This is a genomic window from Carboxylicivirga longa, from assembly GCF_050589825.1.
Taxonomy (GTDB): Bacteria; Bacteroidota; Bacteroidia; order Bacteroidales; family Marinilabiliaceae; genus Carboxylicivirga; species Carboxylicivirga longa.
The window spans coordinates 49,683-65,016 of record NZ_JBNGOZ010000022.1; the positions used below are offsets into that span (position 1 = coordinate 49,683).

General features: G+C 41.8%; 11 protein-coding genes and 3 tRNA genes. 4 read left to right on the plus strand and 10 right to left on the minus strand.

Going from position 1 to position 15,334, the window contains the following annotated elements; genetic code table 11:
* Nucleotides 1-259 precede the first annotated feature (259 nt).
* The 4 genes from ACRD7A_RS15990 to ACRD7A_RS16005 all read right to left on the minus strand — a co-directional run bounded on the left by ACRD7A_RS15990 (nt 260) and on the right by ACRD7A_RS16005 (nt 4,618).
* Nucleotides 260-1,417 carry an ABC transporter permease gene (locus tag ACRD7A_RS15990; RefSeq protein ID WP_430812193.1) on the minus strand — a complete coding sequence of 386 codons (1,158 nt, stop codon included), beginning with the start codon at nt 1,415-1,417 and terminating at the stop codon, nt 260-262.
* A 17-nt stretch (nt 1,418-1,434) separates the two neighbouring features.
* Nucleotides 1,435-2,388, minus strand: a complete 954-nt coding sequence (locus ACRD7A_RS15995; protein ID WP_430812192.1) for an HlyD family secretion protein — start codon at nt 2,386-2,388, stop codon at nt 1,435-1,437.
* 120 nt (nt 2,389-2,508) lie between these two features.
* Nucleotides 2,509-3,936 carry a TolC family protein gene (locus ACRD7A_RS16000; RefSeq protein ID WP_430812191.1) on the minus strand — a complete coding sequence of 476 codons (1,428 nt, stop codon included), beginning with the start codon at nt 3,934-3,936 and terminating at the stop codon, nt 2,509-2,511.
* A 106-nt stretch (nt 3,937-4,042) separates the two neighbouring features.
* Complete coding sequence (locus ACRD7A_RS16005) at nt 4,043-4,618, minus strand: TetR/AcrR family transcriptional regulator (protein WP_430812190.1); 576 nt, start codon at nt 4,616-4,618, stop codon at nt 4,043-4,045.
* Between the two features lie 317 nt (nt 4,619-4,935).
* Here ACRD7A_RS16005 and ACRD7A_RS16010 point away from each other — a divergent pair, with 317 nt between their 5' ends.
* Nucleotides 4,936-5,103, plus strand: coding sequence for a hypothetical protein (locus ACRD7A_RS16010; RefSeq protein WP_430812189.1), 168 nt, complete (start codon nt 4,936-4,938; stop codon nt 5,101-5,103).
* Between the two features lie 690 nt (nt 5,104-5,793).
* Here the strand turns inward: ACRD7A_RS16010 and ACRD7A_RS16015 are convergent.
* The gene (locus ACRD7A_RS16015) at nt 5,794-7,044 is read right to left on the minus strand and encodes a hypothetical protein (protein ID WP_430812188.1); all 1,251 of its coding nucleotides are present in this window, start codon (nt 7,042-7,044) and stop codon (nt 5,794-5,796) included.
* A gap of 88 nt (nt 7,045-7,132) precedes the next feature.
* A complete protein-coding gene (locus ACRD7A_RS16020) occupies nt 7,133-8,347 on the minus strand; it encodes a retropepsin-like aspartic protease (RefSeq protein ID WP_430812187.1) in 1,215 nt (404 codons plus the stop codon).
* A gap of 137 nt (nt 8,348-8,484) precedes the next feature.
* Here ACRD7A_RS16020 and ACRD7A_RS16025 point away from each other — a divergent pair, with 137 nt between their 5' ends.
* Both ACRD7A_RS16025 and ACRD7A_RS16030 read left to right on the plus strand, forming a co-directional pair.
* Entirely contained in the window at nt 8,485-8,949 is a 465-nt protein-coding gene (locus ACRD7A_RS16025; RefSeq protein ID WP_430812233.1) for a transposase, read from the plus strand.
* A gap of 495 nt (nt 8,950-9,444) precedes the next feature.
* A complete protein-coding gene (locus ACRD7A_RS16030) occupies nt 9,445-11,325 on the plus strand; it encodes a methyl-accepting chemotaxis protein (RefSeq protein WP_430812186.1) in 1,881 nt (626 codons plus the stop codon).
* Nucleotides 11,326-11,557: 232 nt separating this feature from the next.
* On the opposite strand, the gene sucD is transcribed toward ACRD7A_RS16030, so the two are convergent.
* Complete coding sequence (gene sucD, locus ACRD7A_RS16035) at nt 11,558-12,439, minus strand: succinate--CoA ligase subunit alpha (protein ID WP_430812185.1); 882 nt, start codon at nt 12,437-12,439, stop codon at nt 11,558-11,560.
* Nucleotides 12,440-12,834: 395 nt separating this feature from the next.
* Here sucD and ACRD7A_RS16040 point away from each other — a divergent pair, with 395 nt between their 5' ends.
* On the plus strand, nt 12,835-14,871 hold the full coding sequence (locus tag ACRD7A_RS16040; protein ID WP_430812184.1) for a methyl-accepting chemotaxis protein: 2,037 nt from the start codon (nt 12,835-12,837) through the stop codon (nt 14,869-14,871).
* Nucleotides 14,872-15,055: 184 nt separating this feature from the next.
* On the opposite strand, the gene ACRD7A_RS16045 is transcribed toward ACRD7A_RS16040, so the two are convergent.
* The 3 genes from ACRD7A_RS16045 to ACRD7A_RS16055 all read right to left on the minus strand — a co-directional run bounded on the left by ACRD7A_RS16045 (nt 15,056) and on the right by ACRD7A_RS16055 (nt 15,334).
* Nucleotides 15,056-15,129 (minus strand) — tRNA-Asp (locus tag ACRD7A_RS16045).
* Nucleotides 15,130-15,151: 22 nt separating this feature from the next.
* Nucleotides 15,152-15,225, minus strand: a tRNA-Asp gene (locus tag ACRD7A_RS16050).
* 37 nt (nt 15,226-15,262) lie between these two features.
* Nucleotides 15,263-15,334 (minus strand) — tRNA-Asp (locus ACRD7A_RS16055).

Consider the following 15,334-nt stretch of genomic DNA (forward strand, 5'->3'; position numbering starts at 1 on the left):
GTTTGCAAGCGTAAAATTAATCGGACAAAAATAGAATATTTCTTAGCTTTTCGCTATTATTTTTGCTGAAATACCTGTTTCCCTGCTGAAACAGCAGCGGCAAAGGCAATGAAAAGATGAGCTAGCTATTAGCACACCTTATTGCCAGCCAACACAACTAGTAGAAGGATTAATAAATAACATGTGACTTATCTGATGACTAAATTATTGCTTATGTATTCAGTCATCCGATAAGTGATGCAATTTAATGAACGTACCACTAAGGCTTCACCTTTTTTAATCGTGGCAAAGTTTTAAACAATAAAATATTAAGCACCGTAAAGAAGAGCGTAATGTACAGTAAACCCTTAAGCTGCGGTAATATATCAACCAGATTGGCTCCGTAAAACATGAGCTTTCTTAAGCCTTCTAAAAAGTGCGTTAGCGGAATTGTTTCTGCCAATGTAACCACCCAACCGGGCATTTGCGACAAGGGCCAGGTAAAACCGCTTAAAATAAAACTGGGGGTTGCAATCACCATGAGTATTTCTGTAGCCTTTAACTGACTTGGTATGGCCAGACTTACTGAAATTCCCATCATGGTGACCGATAAAATAAGGGCTGATAATAGTGCTATCATGCCACAGGGGTGCACCTGCAAGGGTACTTTAAACAAGGGAAACATGGCCCACAAAGCGGCAATAACACCCATTCCCATCAACCAAAATGGCAATGATTTTATCAGCATGGCATACCAGGGATTTTTCACCCGCGGGTAAAACTCAGTGGCAAAGGTATTCTCCTCCTGTTCGCGAGCAAAACTAAGCGCCATGGCCAACATAAACACCTGCTGTATAATTACCCCCAATACGCCGGGCCACAGAAAAGTCATGTAATTGGCTGCCTTGTTAAAAAAGCGGGCATAATTAACGCTAAAAGCTTCGTAACTGGCTTTAGCGGTAGCGAGTGGCATGCCTGTTTTGGTTAGGCTCTGTATTTCGATGCCGGCATTGAAAGTTCCAAGGGCCACCTGAATGGCTTTGGCCGCGTAATTGGCCGGAAGAATATTAGCGGTATTAACCTCCACCTGTATCTCCGGATGGCGTTTCTGGATGATATCGGCTTCAAAACGATAAGGAATTGTAACTACGGCCTCGTAGCCCTCATCGATAATAGCCTGGTTAATATCCTGGTTATCGAACCGGACCGTAACGGCTAACACCTCGCTTTCATCCAGCATATCAATGGCCCGGTGACTCATGGGTGAATCATCCATATCGATCACTAATACCGGCAGATTATCGACCTTTCCCTTACTGTAAACCGCGCCAAGCAATAACCCATATAGCAAAGGAGCTCCGATAAAAATAGCCATCACCACCGAATTACTGGCAAACAGCCTGAACTCCCTTTTTAACAACTCAATGAAATTACGCATCTGTGTAAAATTTATTATCACTTAATAATTACAGAAATATTAGTCAATAGCTCACTAACATCCGTTCCCTTTTCAGGCACGGCCTTTAATTCATAAATTGACTCTCCCAATTGATACTCGGGAAACGCAGAGGTAACATCGGCATAACGGGTCAGTTGCTTAATCGCTACTATTGTGGCCCGATAGCTTTTACCATCGAAAGGTGAAAGAATGTCAACAGTTTCCCCCACCTTGTAGTTATGGATTTGCCCCTCGGCAATGGTGAAGCGGAAAAAGGCCTTATCCAGTTGGTAACCTGTGGCAATGCCATAGCCGGGTAATACCAGCTCGCCTTCGTGCAAGGCAATGGTTTCGATGGTCATGGCCTGCGGCGCCACAATGTAGCGTTCGGCGAAAGCCACCAAGCCCTCTTGGCGGGCACCTTTGGCCCGTTCATAATCGCCCAAAGCCATCTGCACCTTTTCATTACGCACGCCTTTTTTCACTTCTTCGTATTTGGCTTTAACGCCATTATATTGTGCTTTGGCCGCCTGATATTTCATATAAACCTCATCGTGCTGCTGCACAGATACCATGCTATCTTTAAACATGTTGTTAATTCGCTTATAAGACTTCTCAGCAAAGCGATACTGTTCACTCACGGCATCCAGTTTAGCCATTACCTGCTCCAACTGTTCGTTAGTAGCACCCTTTAAGGCCATTTCATACTGGGCTTTAGCAGCACTCACGGCACCTTCGGCCTGATTGAGCTTAGCTTCCACCTCAGGCATATCCAAAAGCATTAAAGTATCGCCCTTATTGACCCTTTGTCCCTCCTGAGCATAGATGCTAAGGATGCGCCCCGGATATTTGGATACCACCATCAGTGCATCGCGTTTAACTTTTCCTTGTGGCCCGTCTATTGTCTTATTCTGACAGGCTATTGCCATTAAAGCGACCAATCCTATTTGCCATTTTAAAAGTGCTTTCATATCTAAAAGTTTTTCCTGTTTCCTGTTTAGAAACTCACCCTCAAGTAAGGTGATTATGCGCTAATTATTACCCGTTTTTTTTCTTGTATTCTGTATTTCAATTCCAATATCAGTAATTGATTATTTACCCATGGCTCTTAGTGTAGACAGGTTTAACTGTCCACTGGCATTTAACAGCTGTATGGCACTCTGCCGCTGAGTGTAAACCGTTTGATAATAGTCGAGCACTGACTTTTCGTAATCGGCCTGTGCCTCCAAAAACTCACTAACTTTTATCAATCCGTTCTGATACTCTCTATAGGATATGTCCATACTGCGCCTAGACACCTCCTGCTGTTTGGCCCTCAGCACTTCCTGGGCTGTTGCCACCTGATAATTATTAAGGGCATTGTTATAATTCAACATCAGCATTTCAGCGGCCTCAGCGCGCTTGTTTTCTGTTTGCTGAATGCTAATTTTTGCCTTTTTTCGTTCGTGGCGGGTATGTAAACCATCAAACAGCTCCCATTTGAAACCCACGCCCACCATGTTTAGCGGATAGGCACTCATCTCATTAAAAGCCAGTGGCCCCAACTCACCATTGGTAAAACCAGCATATTGATGAGCTGCAAAAGCTTGTACTTTGGGTAAATAACCACTCGACTCACTTTTGAGCTTATACTCCGAGGCCAGCACCGCCTCATCCAGTGCTTTAATCTCCGGACGCTCCAAATAGCTGCCGGAACCTACTGCACCTGTCAAAGGGCTTAACTCCACCTTCAGGCTTATCAGGCTATCCAGCGGCAAGCCCGTTAACTGATGGAGCTTAAGGTGCAGCAACTGTTTCTTGCCACGAAGCTCTATTTGGCGGGAAGATAAATCCAGCCGAGCGATTTCTATCTTCTGGTAATCATGCTGAGTAATTAGGCCTTCAGACAGTGCTTTTTGGGCGACCTGAGCTTCCCTGTCCAGCCGGCGCTCACTCTCAGAAAGCACTCTTTCGGCCTGCATTATTAGCGCCACTCTATCGAAATAAGCAGAAACGTCTTCTATCAAGTCTGCCTCGCTTTGTTCCAGTAAATATTCGGCGGCCTTCATTTTGTGTTTCACAGCCTTACCCAAATAAGGCACTTTAAGACCGGTAAAAAGCGTCCACTTAGCAGTAAGGCCACCCATCCACAGGTTACCACTGTAATCCACCTCCTGGTTGATAGCCGGCACAGCCAGCTCCATTGGAGGCATGGTTAGCGGGGGCATCCCAGGGATTTGAATGGGCAAAGTAAGCTCGGGCGTTGTAAAGGGAATTGGCTCAGTATCGATATTCAATTGCCCTTTTGAATAGGCATAGCGGCCTCCCAGCTCGAGTGTTGGAATATAAGTATGGTATATTTGCTTTTGCGTAAGGCCCATTCTTTTAAGTTCGAGCTGCTGATTTTTTAGTGCTTTATTATGCTCCAGGGCGGCCTCAATCATATCGGGCAACTTATACCCTACATCTTTGCCATGCTCCTGAGCCTGTGTTGTAAACACCCCACATACTAGTATCAAAATGAATAGCTGTTTCTTCATTACCGTAACTCGTTTATATTATCCGCTATTAACCAACTGCTAATGTTCCACCATCAGCTTGTTAAACAACTGATTAATCTGCGATATTTATTTAATAATTACCATTTTATTTATTCAACCGTATGGCATCCCAACAGGCTTCGGCATACACCTGCACATCGAATTCTCCCGACAAAAGTGTGGTATTGCGCGACATACGCACCAACGCTGTTAAGGGACCATGAATCAGGGCAATTAAGCCCGCAATGGGAATGGCCTTGACAATGCCTTCCTTTTGGGCCTGCTCTAATAAAGTATAAACCGGACCCAACAGGCGCTCAGCGTCCGACCTTTGGTTATCGACCACAAAGGCATACTGGTTGATGAAGTCGGGCACTCGCTTATCGTCAATATAAGCCACCAAAACCTCCCGCCATATTCTGATAAAATTGTCTTTAAACGATTCTTGCTCCGTATAGCGGGCCTGCACTAACTGATTTATCTCTCCGGTAATCATTTCATATACCGAAGCCAGCATCTCCTCCTTATTTTTGAAATGCACGTAAATTGTTCCGGCAGCAATGTTTGCTTTTTCCGCAATCATCTTCATGCTGATGCCATGCAACCCATACTGCGTTACCAGCGTGAGGGCTGCGTCAAGTATGGCAGCTCTTTTATCTTTTACTTTACCTCTAACCTGCATGTCGTTTTATTTAAACTTCCACTAATGAATGAACGTTCATTTATTATGCAAATATAGTAGATTGTTTTAATGAATGAACATTCATTTATTTAAAAATGGTTAATTATCAGATATTGAAGTAAACTACCACTGCTAATCATCAACAATACTTGTATCTAAGTAATTATTAAGTATCCTTCTTTGATACTCACAGCTGCACCCCCGAAGGCGATAAGCTTAAGAAGCTAAGCGGACTGGGCAAAAGCGTCATCAGCTATTGGAAAATTGACCGCCTGAGCACTTTTGTGAACCTGGATGAGGAGAAATACCCCAGGTTGATGCAACTATTTACAGAGGCAGGCATGAAAGACCTGGCGCAATTAAAAAACAAAACCTTCGATATTGAAAGTATTCAGACGTCGAACCTTGATAAGCTAAAACAATACCTCGATAACAGCCGAACCTACAAAGCCGCTAAGGAAGAGGAGTTCACCATTCGTGTTTGATGGCTAACTCTTCTGGGTCAAACACTCGCTCGTATACGTTGCTTACTCCCTTTTGTATGATTTGCAGAAAGTCGTCTCCTTTTTTTATAAAACGGCCTGGCTTTGAAAGAGATTTTTCTGGCTCTTAGCCGGAATGCGCTCTCATTTTGCCAGAAGTGGCCCACATTTGTTTTACAATCATCTTCGAATTTCACAGATAGGTGACAGATTTTCGGAGAAAATTCTAACCAAAAGCTAAACGCAGGTCTGAATTTTATCAGCGATTGAGCAAAAAAGGCAGGTAAATGCATCAACAACGGAAAAAATGAAAGGCCAACAGTATCGGGATTAACACTTGCTCTAGCACCATAATAGCCTCATTCACTTGGGCTTGTTCTTCTTCGGTAAAGTTAAATTCAAGTCTGTTATCTTGCTTGGAATTAGGTTATTATGATTAAATGAATTGATTAGCAAGACGAGTATAGGAAAAGTCACTCCGATTTTTCCGGAGTGAATAAAAACTATTTCACATGCTCTTCCAAAATCGCTCTTAGTGGATAAATCATTCGTTGGGCCAGGGTCAGATCTTCGGTAATAATTTCGGCAACGCCCTGCATATTCTGCTTAAAGGGCAGTAGCTTGCCAACGTTCGAACCTGTTTGAACACTTCAAAACATCCATTAATAAAGTTACAGCTTCATTTATTTTCATTTAGTGCGCCTTAACTAACTCCATACCAGCTAATATCTTTTGCCATTGCCAATCACTATCAATCTTCATCTCAACATAATCATCTCTCATCAGAACTTTAGCTTTTTTATTGCCCTCAATCAGTAAAACACCTCCTCCTGGCTTAACAACTATTTTGCCCCATTGGTCAGTCAACTCCATAAAAGGAAAGAATATACCGAAATCGGGAATATTAAACATGTGATTGGGACTAAAGCCAAACTGCCTGTTTGACGACAGCGGTACAATGTACGACGGCGTATTTGCAAAAACAGTTTTAACCGAATCGTTAAAATGTTGTATTTGTTGCTGCCTTAATAGTTCCTGGTTATAATAATGAGTAAAAACCGAATCACTGCAGACATCTATCGTTAATCGGTTATCAGCACAAATAGCCTCTTTAAGCATGATAGCCATGTTGCTGTCTGAATTTAAACAGAGCTTCCACCCATGAACATAGCTATCGAGTAACAACGCATAAATCAAACCGGTTACGTATCCAAATCGACGATGTATCGATTTTGCTTCAAGCAATGCATCACTCTTTTCACGTATATAGGCCATACTGTTTGATTTAGAAGTATAAACAGCCTTAACTGCAGTATATTCAGCTAGTCCTTCTGTTAATTCAAAAGCAGCTTCATCATCGGCATAATCACTATATAGGTTCATTCGTTGTAAGCGACAAGCCAGAGCCCGACTTAATAACGAATCACGCTGATCATTTGTGCTTGCCAGGGCATTTGCCAGATAATGGCATTCTGTTTTTAATAACGCACAAGCTTCCGGTTCGTCCAAATGATTATTGTTGCATCCCTTGGTTTGAAAAATGGAATCCTGAATGCTATGGAACGACTCATGCAACACCAGCAGCAAAGCTCTTTCAAAATCATCCGGCACAGGCAATGCTACCAAAGCGGCGGGTACGCCATTCAGTATAATGTTAGTATTTGCAATAATAATACTATCGTGCAGCACACCTTGATACAGGCTTCCAAACACGTAGTCGTAAGACGAATCGACCTGCCAGGTACTATAAGTTGCTCGCGTTTGTCGATTGACGTACACAACATACTCGCCCAAAGGATGCTGCCATATATTGTATAATGCTGTTTGATTACTTTCAATCCAGTTACTGATTTGATACACTCGCTCTATGGATTGCTGAGCCCATAGCTGACTACTCAACAAAACAAGTGATAAGGAGAAGAAGTAGTTTTTATACTTTGGCATATTGCTATTTAGTATGAAGTATGTACTACCAATTACAATAATTGTCTTCAAACCAACTATTCAATGGTTAAAATATGAAATTCATTTTTTATTTTATAAAAAGAGATCTTCGCACCAGGTTAAACGTTTCCCGTCTCCTCCCATTGTTAATAGTGATTCTTATTTCATTATTTTTATTCAGTTCTTCATAAACTCTCTGATTTAGCTCACACCAATCCATATCTTGTCCTACTAAATATAATTCATTAATTTTCTCAACAATACTCCCCCGTTGGATTCCAATATCTTTGGCAATATCCCAAACAGCTGCAACAACAAACTTTTGCTCCAAATCAGGCATAATTACTATTCCAAAACTACCTTGATCGATGTATTCTTTATTGATTAATTTGGAATAAAAGTTTTTCTTGGGGAAATCAATAATAAAATTATAATATTCAAGCATTCCCGCGCCTAGTGAACGACTATATGGGGCATCTGCGTGTTCAACAGCAATAACAGGATTCACTAGCATTTGCTCCGTATTCTGCTTCTTCAAACCTCCTCCAAAGAATTGTTTTTTAACCTTTCCTAAATGAAAACAATGAGTCTTAATTTTAATGATTGAATCCCTACTTAAAACACCGGAACTAACAAAACCATTATTACCTTTTCCTATTACTTTCTGATCACTTTTAAAACTGCTTAAAGAACTAACTCCGATAGATAGATCTCCGTTAAATCCTAAATCAAACAACATATCAGCTGAATAATTGTCGAAATTTCCTAGAATATATGGAACCCCTTGTATAAATTTCATTGGCTGCTTGTAATAACCGATAATTTCTTTAGATTTTAATTTCTTTCGCAGTTTAATCTCCCCATTAACAAAGCTCCATATACAGGTTTTCATCAAATTAGCACCAATAATTCCATCAATATTACAATCGATAAATGATGCGCTTTCTTCAATATTAACCTTAACATTATCAAAGGATACTGAATTTATGGTAAAGTCAACAGTAGTAAAATATACTTCCCAATTTGCAAACCCATCTGATACCGATGAAACTTCTGTTGCCTTTAAGCCTAAATCAGCCAACACTCTTTTTTTTATAAAGCAATTAGTGCTGCCAGTATCAAGGATAAATCGAAATTTTTTTTGTGACCCATTAAGCCTTACATCAGTTAATATTATCTGACCCAGAATATCAATTTCAAAAGTTATTTTTATGTCATCTTTACTACATACCTTATGGTTACTTGCATCAACAACCGCGTACATGCACAAAACAAGCAATAAAATAGATAATATTCTTTTCATGTAATAGGATTCATTGAAGTTGTTTAAAGTCCTAAAATAGAACAAATTAAATCATTTAACTAATTAGTAATCTGGTGATTAAATAGTATATTTAATAAATATTCATCAGGTGTTAAGTACTCAAATTATAAAAAAACATAAGCCCATATTTAGCTTTTGGCAACTCATGGGACAATACTAAAGTTAAGCTCCACCAAGTTGTCAAAGCGATTAAATTTCGCCTTAAAACAGGCTGCCAGTGGCGTGAAATACCGATAAAGCAATTCTTTAGAGTAAAGTACAGCTGGATTAGCATTTATGCCCATTACCGCAAATGGTGTAAAGATGGCAGCTGGGATAAGCTATGGCAAGTACTGCTCGAAAAATATAAATCATCACTAGATATGTCATCGGTTCAGCTAGATGGAACACACACACCAGCCAAACGTGGCGGTGAAGCAGTTGCTTATCAGGGAAGAAAAAAGTGCAAGACAAGTAATATGCTTATTCTCTCCGACAGTAGGGGTATTCCAATTGCCTGTAGGGACCCAGTCGCTGGAAACCATAATGATGCTTTTGAACTCACTAAAAACTTTGATGGCATGGTGACATCATTACAATAGTCAACTATAAGTGTTGAAGGACTTTTCCTGAATGCTGATGCTGGTTTTGATACAGTATCATTTAGAAATTGTCTTTTCAAACACGATATCTTTGACAATATTGATAACAATAAACGTAATGGCAAGAATGACGTTTCATTCTTGGATGAAGTGCTTTATAAAGAACGTTTTGTCATAGAAAGAACCAATGCTTGGGTCGATGCTTTCAAGGCAATTCTTGTGCGCTTTGAAACCAAAAGTTCCCATACGAAAGCACTAAATTTCATTGCTTTTTGCATTATTCTTCTTAGACAACTTTAAACAACTTCATACTAAGCTACCTTAAATTACATCAATAAAGGCATAAAATAATTACATTCCGTTCAATTCATAATCGATCTAAACAATAATTAAACTTACACTAACAAAATTCGTCCACCAATAAAACGCAAGCCTTTATCAAAGATTAGTTAGGAATGACGCATTCATTATTATTTTAGTACAAAACACACACCCATGACACTAAACCTACGAAAGAAACTGGCTGGCTTTACTATCATCACCATTGGAGCCGTTTTCAGCATTTTCCTGATTATCGCTATGCTGTATATTAAAGATTCATTTCTGAGTGCCAACAAACAACTCCTACAGGAGGAGACACAAAAGGCCGCCCAGGAAATTAATAAAGAACTATCAACACAGATGGGCATTGCCCGGGCGCTTGCCCGTAGCTTTGAAGCTACCTACCACAATAAATGGGAAACCATGGCACCCTTATTTAATCAATCGATGCAGCAGGTGATCGTCAAAGACAGCAGTTACCTGGCCATCTGGAACTGTTTTCAGTATTCGGCCATCGACCCCGACTGGGGTGCACAGCCCGGCCGCTTAACCGCCAGCTGGTCGAGAGAAGAAGGGATTTTAAAATACAAAGAAATAGTGCGCGATGTGGATGGCATACAGCCCTCTCCCTACTACGATATAATTAAAAAACAAGAAGAAACACTCGTGGAACCCTACTGGTACTATTTTGGCGAGTCAAACCAACAAAAAGTGTTGGAGACATCTATTATAGTACCCATGGTTGATCAGGGCCAATCCATTGGCGTGGTGGGTATCGATATGGCGCTGGATGCATTTCCGGCCTACGTAGCCAATGTAAAACCCTTTGACTCATCGGATGCCTACCTTCTCTCAGCCCAAGGCATTGTGGTTGGAAACAGCGATAGACAAAAGCTCGGCAAAGACCTCGGTGAATATTACGGCACCATCGACCTAAAAAGGCTGCTAAAGCCTAACACCGAACAGTCACAAATAATTGAACAGGATATTAATGGCGAGAACATGCTTTTCACCCTCGCTCCCATCTACAGTGGTAATAGTAAAACGCCCTGGTATATTCTCATTAAAACGCCTAAAAGCATTTTATCAGCCCAAGCCAACTGGATTGTGAGTGTTTTAGCGGTTATTGGTATCCTGGCCATCATCATCATTGCCTTTTTGGTTTATCTGGTAATGGGTAAGATCACCCACCCCATTGTTCAAGCCTCCAACATAACAGCACATATATCATCGGGTAAGCTCAACACGAACCTTCATTACCAAAGAGAAAGCGATGAGCTAAACATACTCAATAACTCACTGCTTGATATGCAGGAGAAGCTGGCCGCTGTGGTAACCACCATACGCGAAAATGCACGTCAGATACAGGCAGCCTCCATACATCTGGAAAACGAATCGAGTACCTTGTCCCATGCCACAACAACTATGGCAGCCTCTTCAGAAGAGGTATCATCGGCCATTGAGGAGATGTCGGCTAACATTGAACAAAATGCCGAAAATGCGCACCAAACAGCCTCACTGTCACACGCAGCACTGAACAGTGTAAAAAACAGTAATACTTCAACACAGCGCATGCGCGAGGCGATGGGCGCGGTGGCAGAGCGCATATCCATTATACAGGATATTGCGGCTCAAACCAATATACTATCGCTCAATGCTGCCGTTGAAGCAGCCCGTGCCGGTGAAGCAGGACGCGGCTTTTCAGTGGTAGCATCAGAGGTGAAAAAACTGGCCGAACGCAGCCAAACAGCGGCTAAAGATATTGAGAAATTATCACGACGGGCACTGATGATCTCAGAACGAGCCGGCAACGATATGAATGAGCTGGTGCCCGAGATTGAGAAAACATCGAGCCTGATTGACGAGATAACGGCCGCCAGCATGGAGCAAAATAGTGGAATACAGCAGATAGCAGGTGCCCTTCAGCAACTTAACAGCGGCACTCAGCAAAATGCCTCGCTGGCTGACACGCTGGCCCATAGTGCCGAGGAACTCAATACCTTTGCCAATGAGCTGCAACGGCAGGTAGCCTATTTTACCATTAAGGAAAATTAGTATACAAAAAAGTGCTTATCCAAAAGTATCACGAGTGCTCGCAAAGGGCGCAAATAATAAAAGACGCAAAGTTTTGAAAGGTAACATTCTTCACTTTGCGTCCTTTGCTAAATTCCTAGCGCTCTTAGCGTGAGACTTTATTTTTGATCACCATCTTTCAGTATAATAAAAAGACTATCTTAAAGTTACTTGATAGTGAACAGTTTTTCCCTTCCGAAACGGCTACATAATGTTACACCTTAACGGCATCCAAGGCCTTTAACACCGCAACACCCAAATCGGCCGGTGAGGCCACCACGTGAATACCACACTCAGACATAATAGCCATCTTAGCCGCCGCCGTATCGTCCTTGCCTCCAATAATGGCGCCTGCATGCCCCATGCGTCGACCTTTAGGAGCGGTTTGCCCGGCGATAAACCCCACTACCGGCTTAGTTCCATACTCTTTAATCCATCGCGCAGCATCTGCCTCCATGGTACCCCCTATTTCCCCAATCATAATAATGGCCTCCGTTTCCGGGTCGTTCATAAACAATTCCACAGCTTCTTTGGTAGTGGTGCCAATCACAGGATCTCCTCCAATGCCAATGGCCGTGGAAATACCCAATCCGGCTTTTACAATCTGGTCAGCCGCCTCATAAGTAAGTGTGCCTGATTTAGAAACCAGACCGATGCGTCCTTTCTTAAATACAAACCCCGGCATAATACCTACCTTGCACTCCCCGGCCGTGATTACTCCCGGGCAATTGGGTCCCACAAGTACGGTGGACTTATCCTTCAGGTAGTGCTTCACCTTCACCATGTCGGCCGTAGGAATGCCTTCCGTGATCGCAATCACAACTTTAAGACCGGCATCAGCCGCCTCCATAATAGCATCGGCCGCAAAAGCCGGTGGTACAAATATTAATGACACATCGGCCCCTGTTTGCTCCACGGCCTGACTTACAGTATTAAAGACCGGCAAGCCCAAATGCATCGTACCTCCCTTACCCGGAGTTACTCCTCCAACAACGGTTGTTCCGTATTCGATCATCTGTGTAGCATGAAAGGTTCCTTCGCTGCCAGTAAATCCTTGAACTATAACTTTTGAATTTTCATTAACTAATACACTCATAGGGTATTTAGATTTTAGTTAGCACATGCATTAATCGTTTTTTATCCTACTGTAAATAACCGATTGCTCCACCATTTGTTTTCGATGGCTCAGAATTTTAAGCTGATAGACATCCACTAAAATTTATTTGTCATGATCAAAATACCTGTTACCTACAATGAATATACCACTTGTGTTTTCAGATTATTATTTTGTTATACACAAAAAATAAATAATCTCTACACAAACAACTACATCACACGCCAACAGAATATTACCAAATACCATATACAAACACAAACAAATACATGCTTAACAGTAGCCAAATTGATGAAACCCGTAAAATAATTAACACGTTCAAAGGGCAAGATACATAGGAAAACAATCAGGCTCCCCGCCTATAAACAACTTGTAAAATGAAGAACATTACTATTAAGCAAAAGCTAATAGGGCTTATTGCTGCCATTACATTGGTGCTATTGATTATTGGCACAATGACATACTTATCTTTTAACAAGATAGAGACCTTGCATGAACTTTATGAAAAAGGAAAGCAGCTGGAAGAAAATATGCTCGTTCTGAGAAAAGCTGAAAAAGACTTTATGTTGAGAGAACTAAGCAGTGATGATTATTTTGAAACAGAACAAAGCAAGTACCTTGACTCTTTTCACGAGGTGCAAAATTACAATCAAAAAATTATTGAGGATTTAGCGAGCAGCAGCTACATACAGGATTATGGCCTCATTGAAAACCTGCATATTCTAAGCACCGATTTTGAAGAATATGAAAAACTATTTGACAATCTGATAAGACTGCTCACTGAACGTGGCTTTAAGGATCATGGACTCATCGGGGAGATGCGATCAGCAGTTAAATCTTTGGAAGATAACTATGATGATGCCCCTTTTATTGCTGAGCAACAATTACTGCTGAGAAGACACGAAAAAGACTATTTACTGAGGAGAGATGTTAAATACCAAAAACTACTGAATGTAAGCGCTGAAAACTTTATCGGGCTAATCGAAAAAACACATCAGCTCTCTACCAGCAAGAAGGATATTTTAACAATGCGCCTCAAGGATTACCAAAATGCCTTCAACGACATTGTTAGTATTGATGAGCGCATTGGCTTAACCGAGAGCGAAGGGGTCAAAGGCAAACTGCGCTCAACCATCCACAAAACAGAACCCGAAATCAATATTATTGTCACCACTATAAAAAAAGCAAGCGAAGCGTCAATCAACGCCACCATACGCAGTATTATCGCCGTAATTGCCGCCTTTATAGTCATTACAATAGTTCTACTCCTTTTTATCCTTTCAGGCATACAAAAGGGCTTATTTGCCGCTAAAAAAGCAGTCAATGCAGTAGCTCACGGCGATTTCTCTCAAAATATTGAAATCCACTCCAACGATGAGCTTGGGCAACTCCTTAAAGATGTTCAACTGATGATTATCAAGCTGCGCAAAAGTGTTAATGTGGCCAAAGAAGTATCATTGGGCAATCTGTTGGTGCTCGACAACATGAAAGAAGAGGAATTCGAAGGAGAGTTGGATGAAGCCTTAACAGAAATGGTAAAGCGCATTAGAGTGATCATTGAAGAAATTACGATCGCCTCAGATAATTTCGCAACAGTGAGTAACCAGCTGAGTATTTCATCAGAGCAGCTATCGGCCGGGTCAACTGAGCAAGCTGCCTCCAGCGAGGAAATATCTTCTTCAATAGAAGAAATGACCAGTAGCATTGCTCAGAATGCAGACAATGCACGCCGCACCGAACAAATTGCCAATAAAACGGCGCATGAAATGCAGGCGGGCAAATCAGCCGTTGAAGAATCTAATCACTCGATTAAACAGATCGCCGAGAAAATATTTATCATCAATGATATCTCTCACAAAACGGATCTACTGGCGATCAATGCCGCGGTAGAAGCTGCCCGTGCAGGCGAAAATGGTAAGGGCTTTGCTGTAGTAGCTGTCGAAGTAAGAAAACTGGCTGAACAAACTCAAAAGGCTGCTCAGGAGATCACGGAACTAGCGGCAAAAAGCGTTAGCAATGCCGAAAAATCGGGGAACATGTTAGAAACCCTGGTTCCGGAAATACAAAACACAGCCAACCTGGTGCAAGAAATCAACCTCTCCAGCAAAGAACAAAGTGCGGGCGTAACACAAATCAATACCGGTGTGCAAGAATTAGCAAAAGTAACACAGGAAAACGCCGCCTCTTCAGAAGAATTAGCCTCTACAGCTGAAGAGCTCTCCTCGCAGGCAACACAAATGAAAGAAACCATCTCCTTCTTCAGGATAAAAAACAGCACTGAGGGCCAAACAAAGAGCAGGGCAACTGGTTATTCTCATCCGGTTGAAACCAGCAATCAGCCCAAACAAGTAAAGGGCATTGAAATCAGTATTGATGAGCACAAATCACTCAATGATGAGTATGAGTCCATCTGATAATTATAGAACCTGAAATTGAAAAAGCGGCTGCTCTATCCTTAGATAAAACAGCCGCTTTTTTTATACACTACAAGCACTCCCAATAGGCGAGCTTGATAATATCTTGTTAAAAGTACAAAGGCTTATGGAATACATTCATAAAACGAAAAAAAGGAACACCGTAATGGCATTCCTTTTTTTGCGGTCTGGACGGGACTCGAACCCGCGACCTCCGGCGTGACAGGCCGGCATTCTAACCAACTGAACTACCAGACCTAATGATGAAGCGTAAAACAAGCGGTCTGGACGGGACTCGAACCCGCGACCTCCGGCGTGACAGGCCGGCATTCTAACCAACTGAACTACCAGACCAGTTTTAAACTTCAATATATCTCTGAAACTAAACAAGCGGTCTGGACGGGACTCGAACCCGCGACCTCCGGCGTGACAGGCCGGCATTCTAACCAACTGAACTACCAGA

Coding starts and splice junctions, on each gene's coding strand:
- ACRD7A_RS15990 (WP_430812193.1), bottom strand. CDS start 1,417: ATGCGTAATTTCATTGAGTTGTTAAAAAGGGAGTTCAGGCTGTTTGCC.
- ACRD7A_RS15995 (WP_430812192.1), bottom strand. CDS start 2,388: ATGAAAGCACTTTTAAAATGGCAAATAGGATTGGTCGCTTTAATGGCA.
- ACRD7A_RS16000 (WP_430812191.1), bottom strand. CDS start 3,936: ATGAAGAAACAGCTATTCATTTTGATACTAGTATGTGGGGTGTTTACA.
- ACRD7A_RS16005 (WP_430812190.1), bottom strand. CDS start 4,618: ATGCAGGTTAGAGGTAAAGTAAAAGATAAAAGAGCTGCCATACTTGAC.
- ACRD7A_RS16010 (WP_430812189.1), top strand. CDS start 4,936: ATGCAACTATTTACAGAGGCAGGCATGAAAGACCTGGCGCAATTAAAA.
- ACRD7A_RS16015 (WP_430812188.1), bottom strand. CDS start 7,044: ATGCCAAAGTATAAAAACTACTTCTTCTCCTTATCACTTGTTTTGTTG.
- ACRD7A_RS16020 (WP_430812187.1), bottom strand. CDS start 8,347: ATGAAAAGAATATTATCTATTTTATTGCTTGTTTTGTGCATGTACGCG.
- ACRD7A_RS16030 (WP_430812186.1), top strand. CDS start 9,445: ATGACACTAAACCTACGAAAGAAACTGGCTGGCTTTACTATCATCACC.
- sucD (WP_430812185.1), bottom strand. CDS start 12,439: ATGAGTGTATTAGTTAATGAAAATTCAAAAGTTATAGTTCAAGGATTT.
- ACRD7A_RS16040 (WP_430812184.1), top strand. CDS start 12,835: ATGAAGAACATTACTATTAAGCAAAAGCTAATAGGGCTTATTGCTGCC.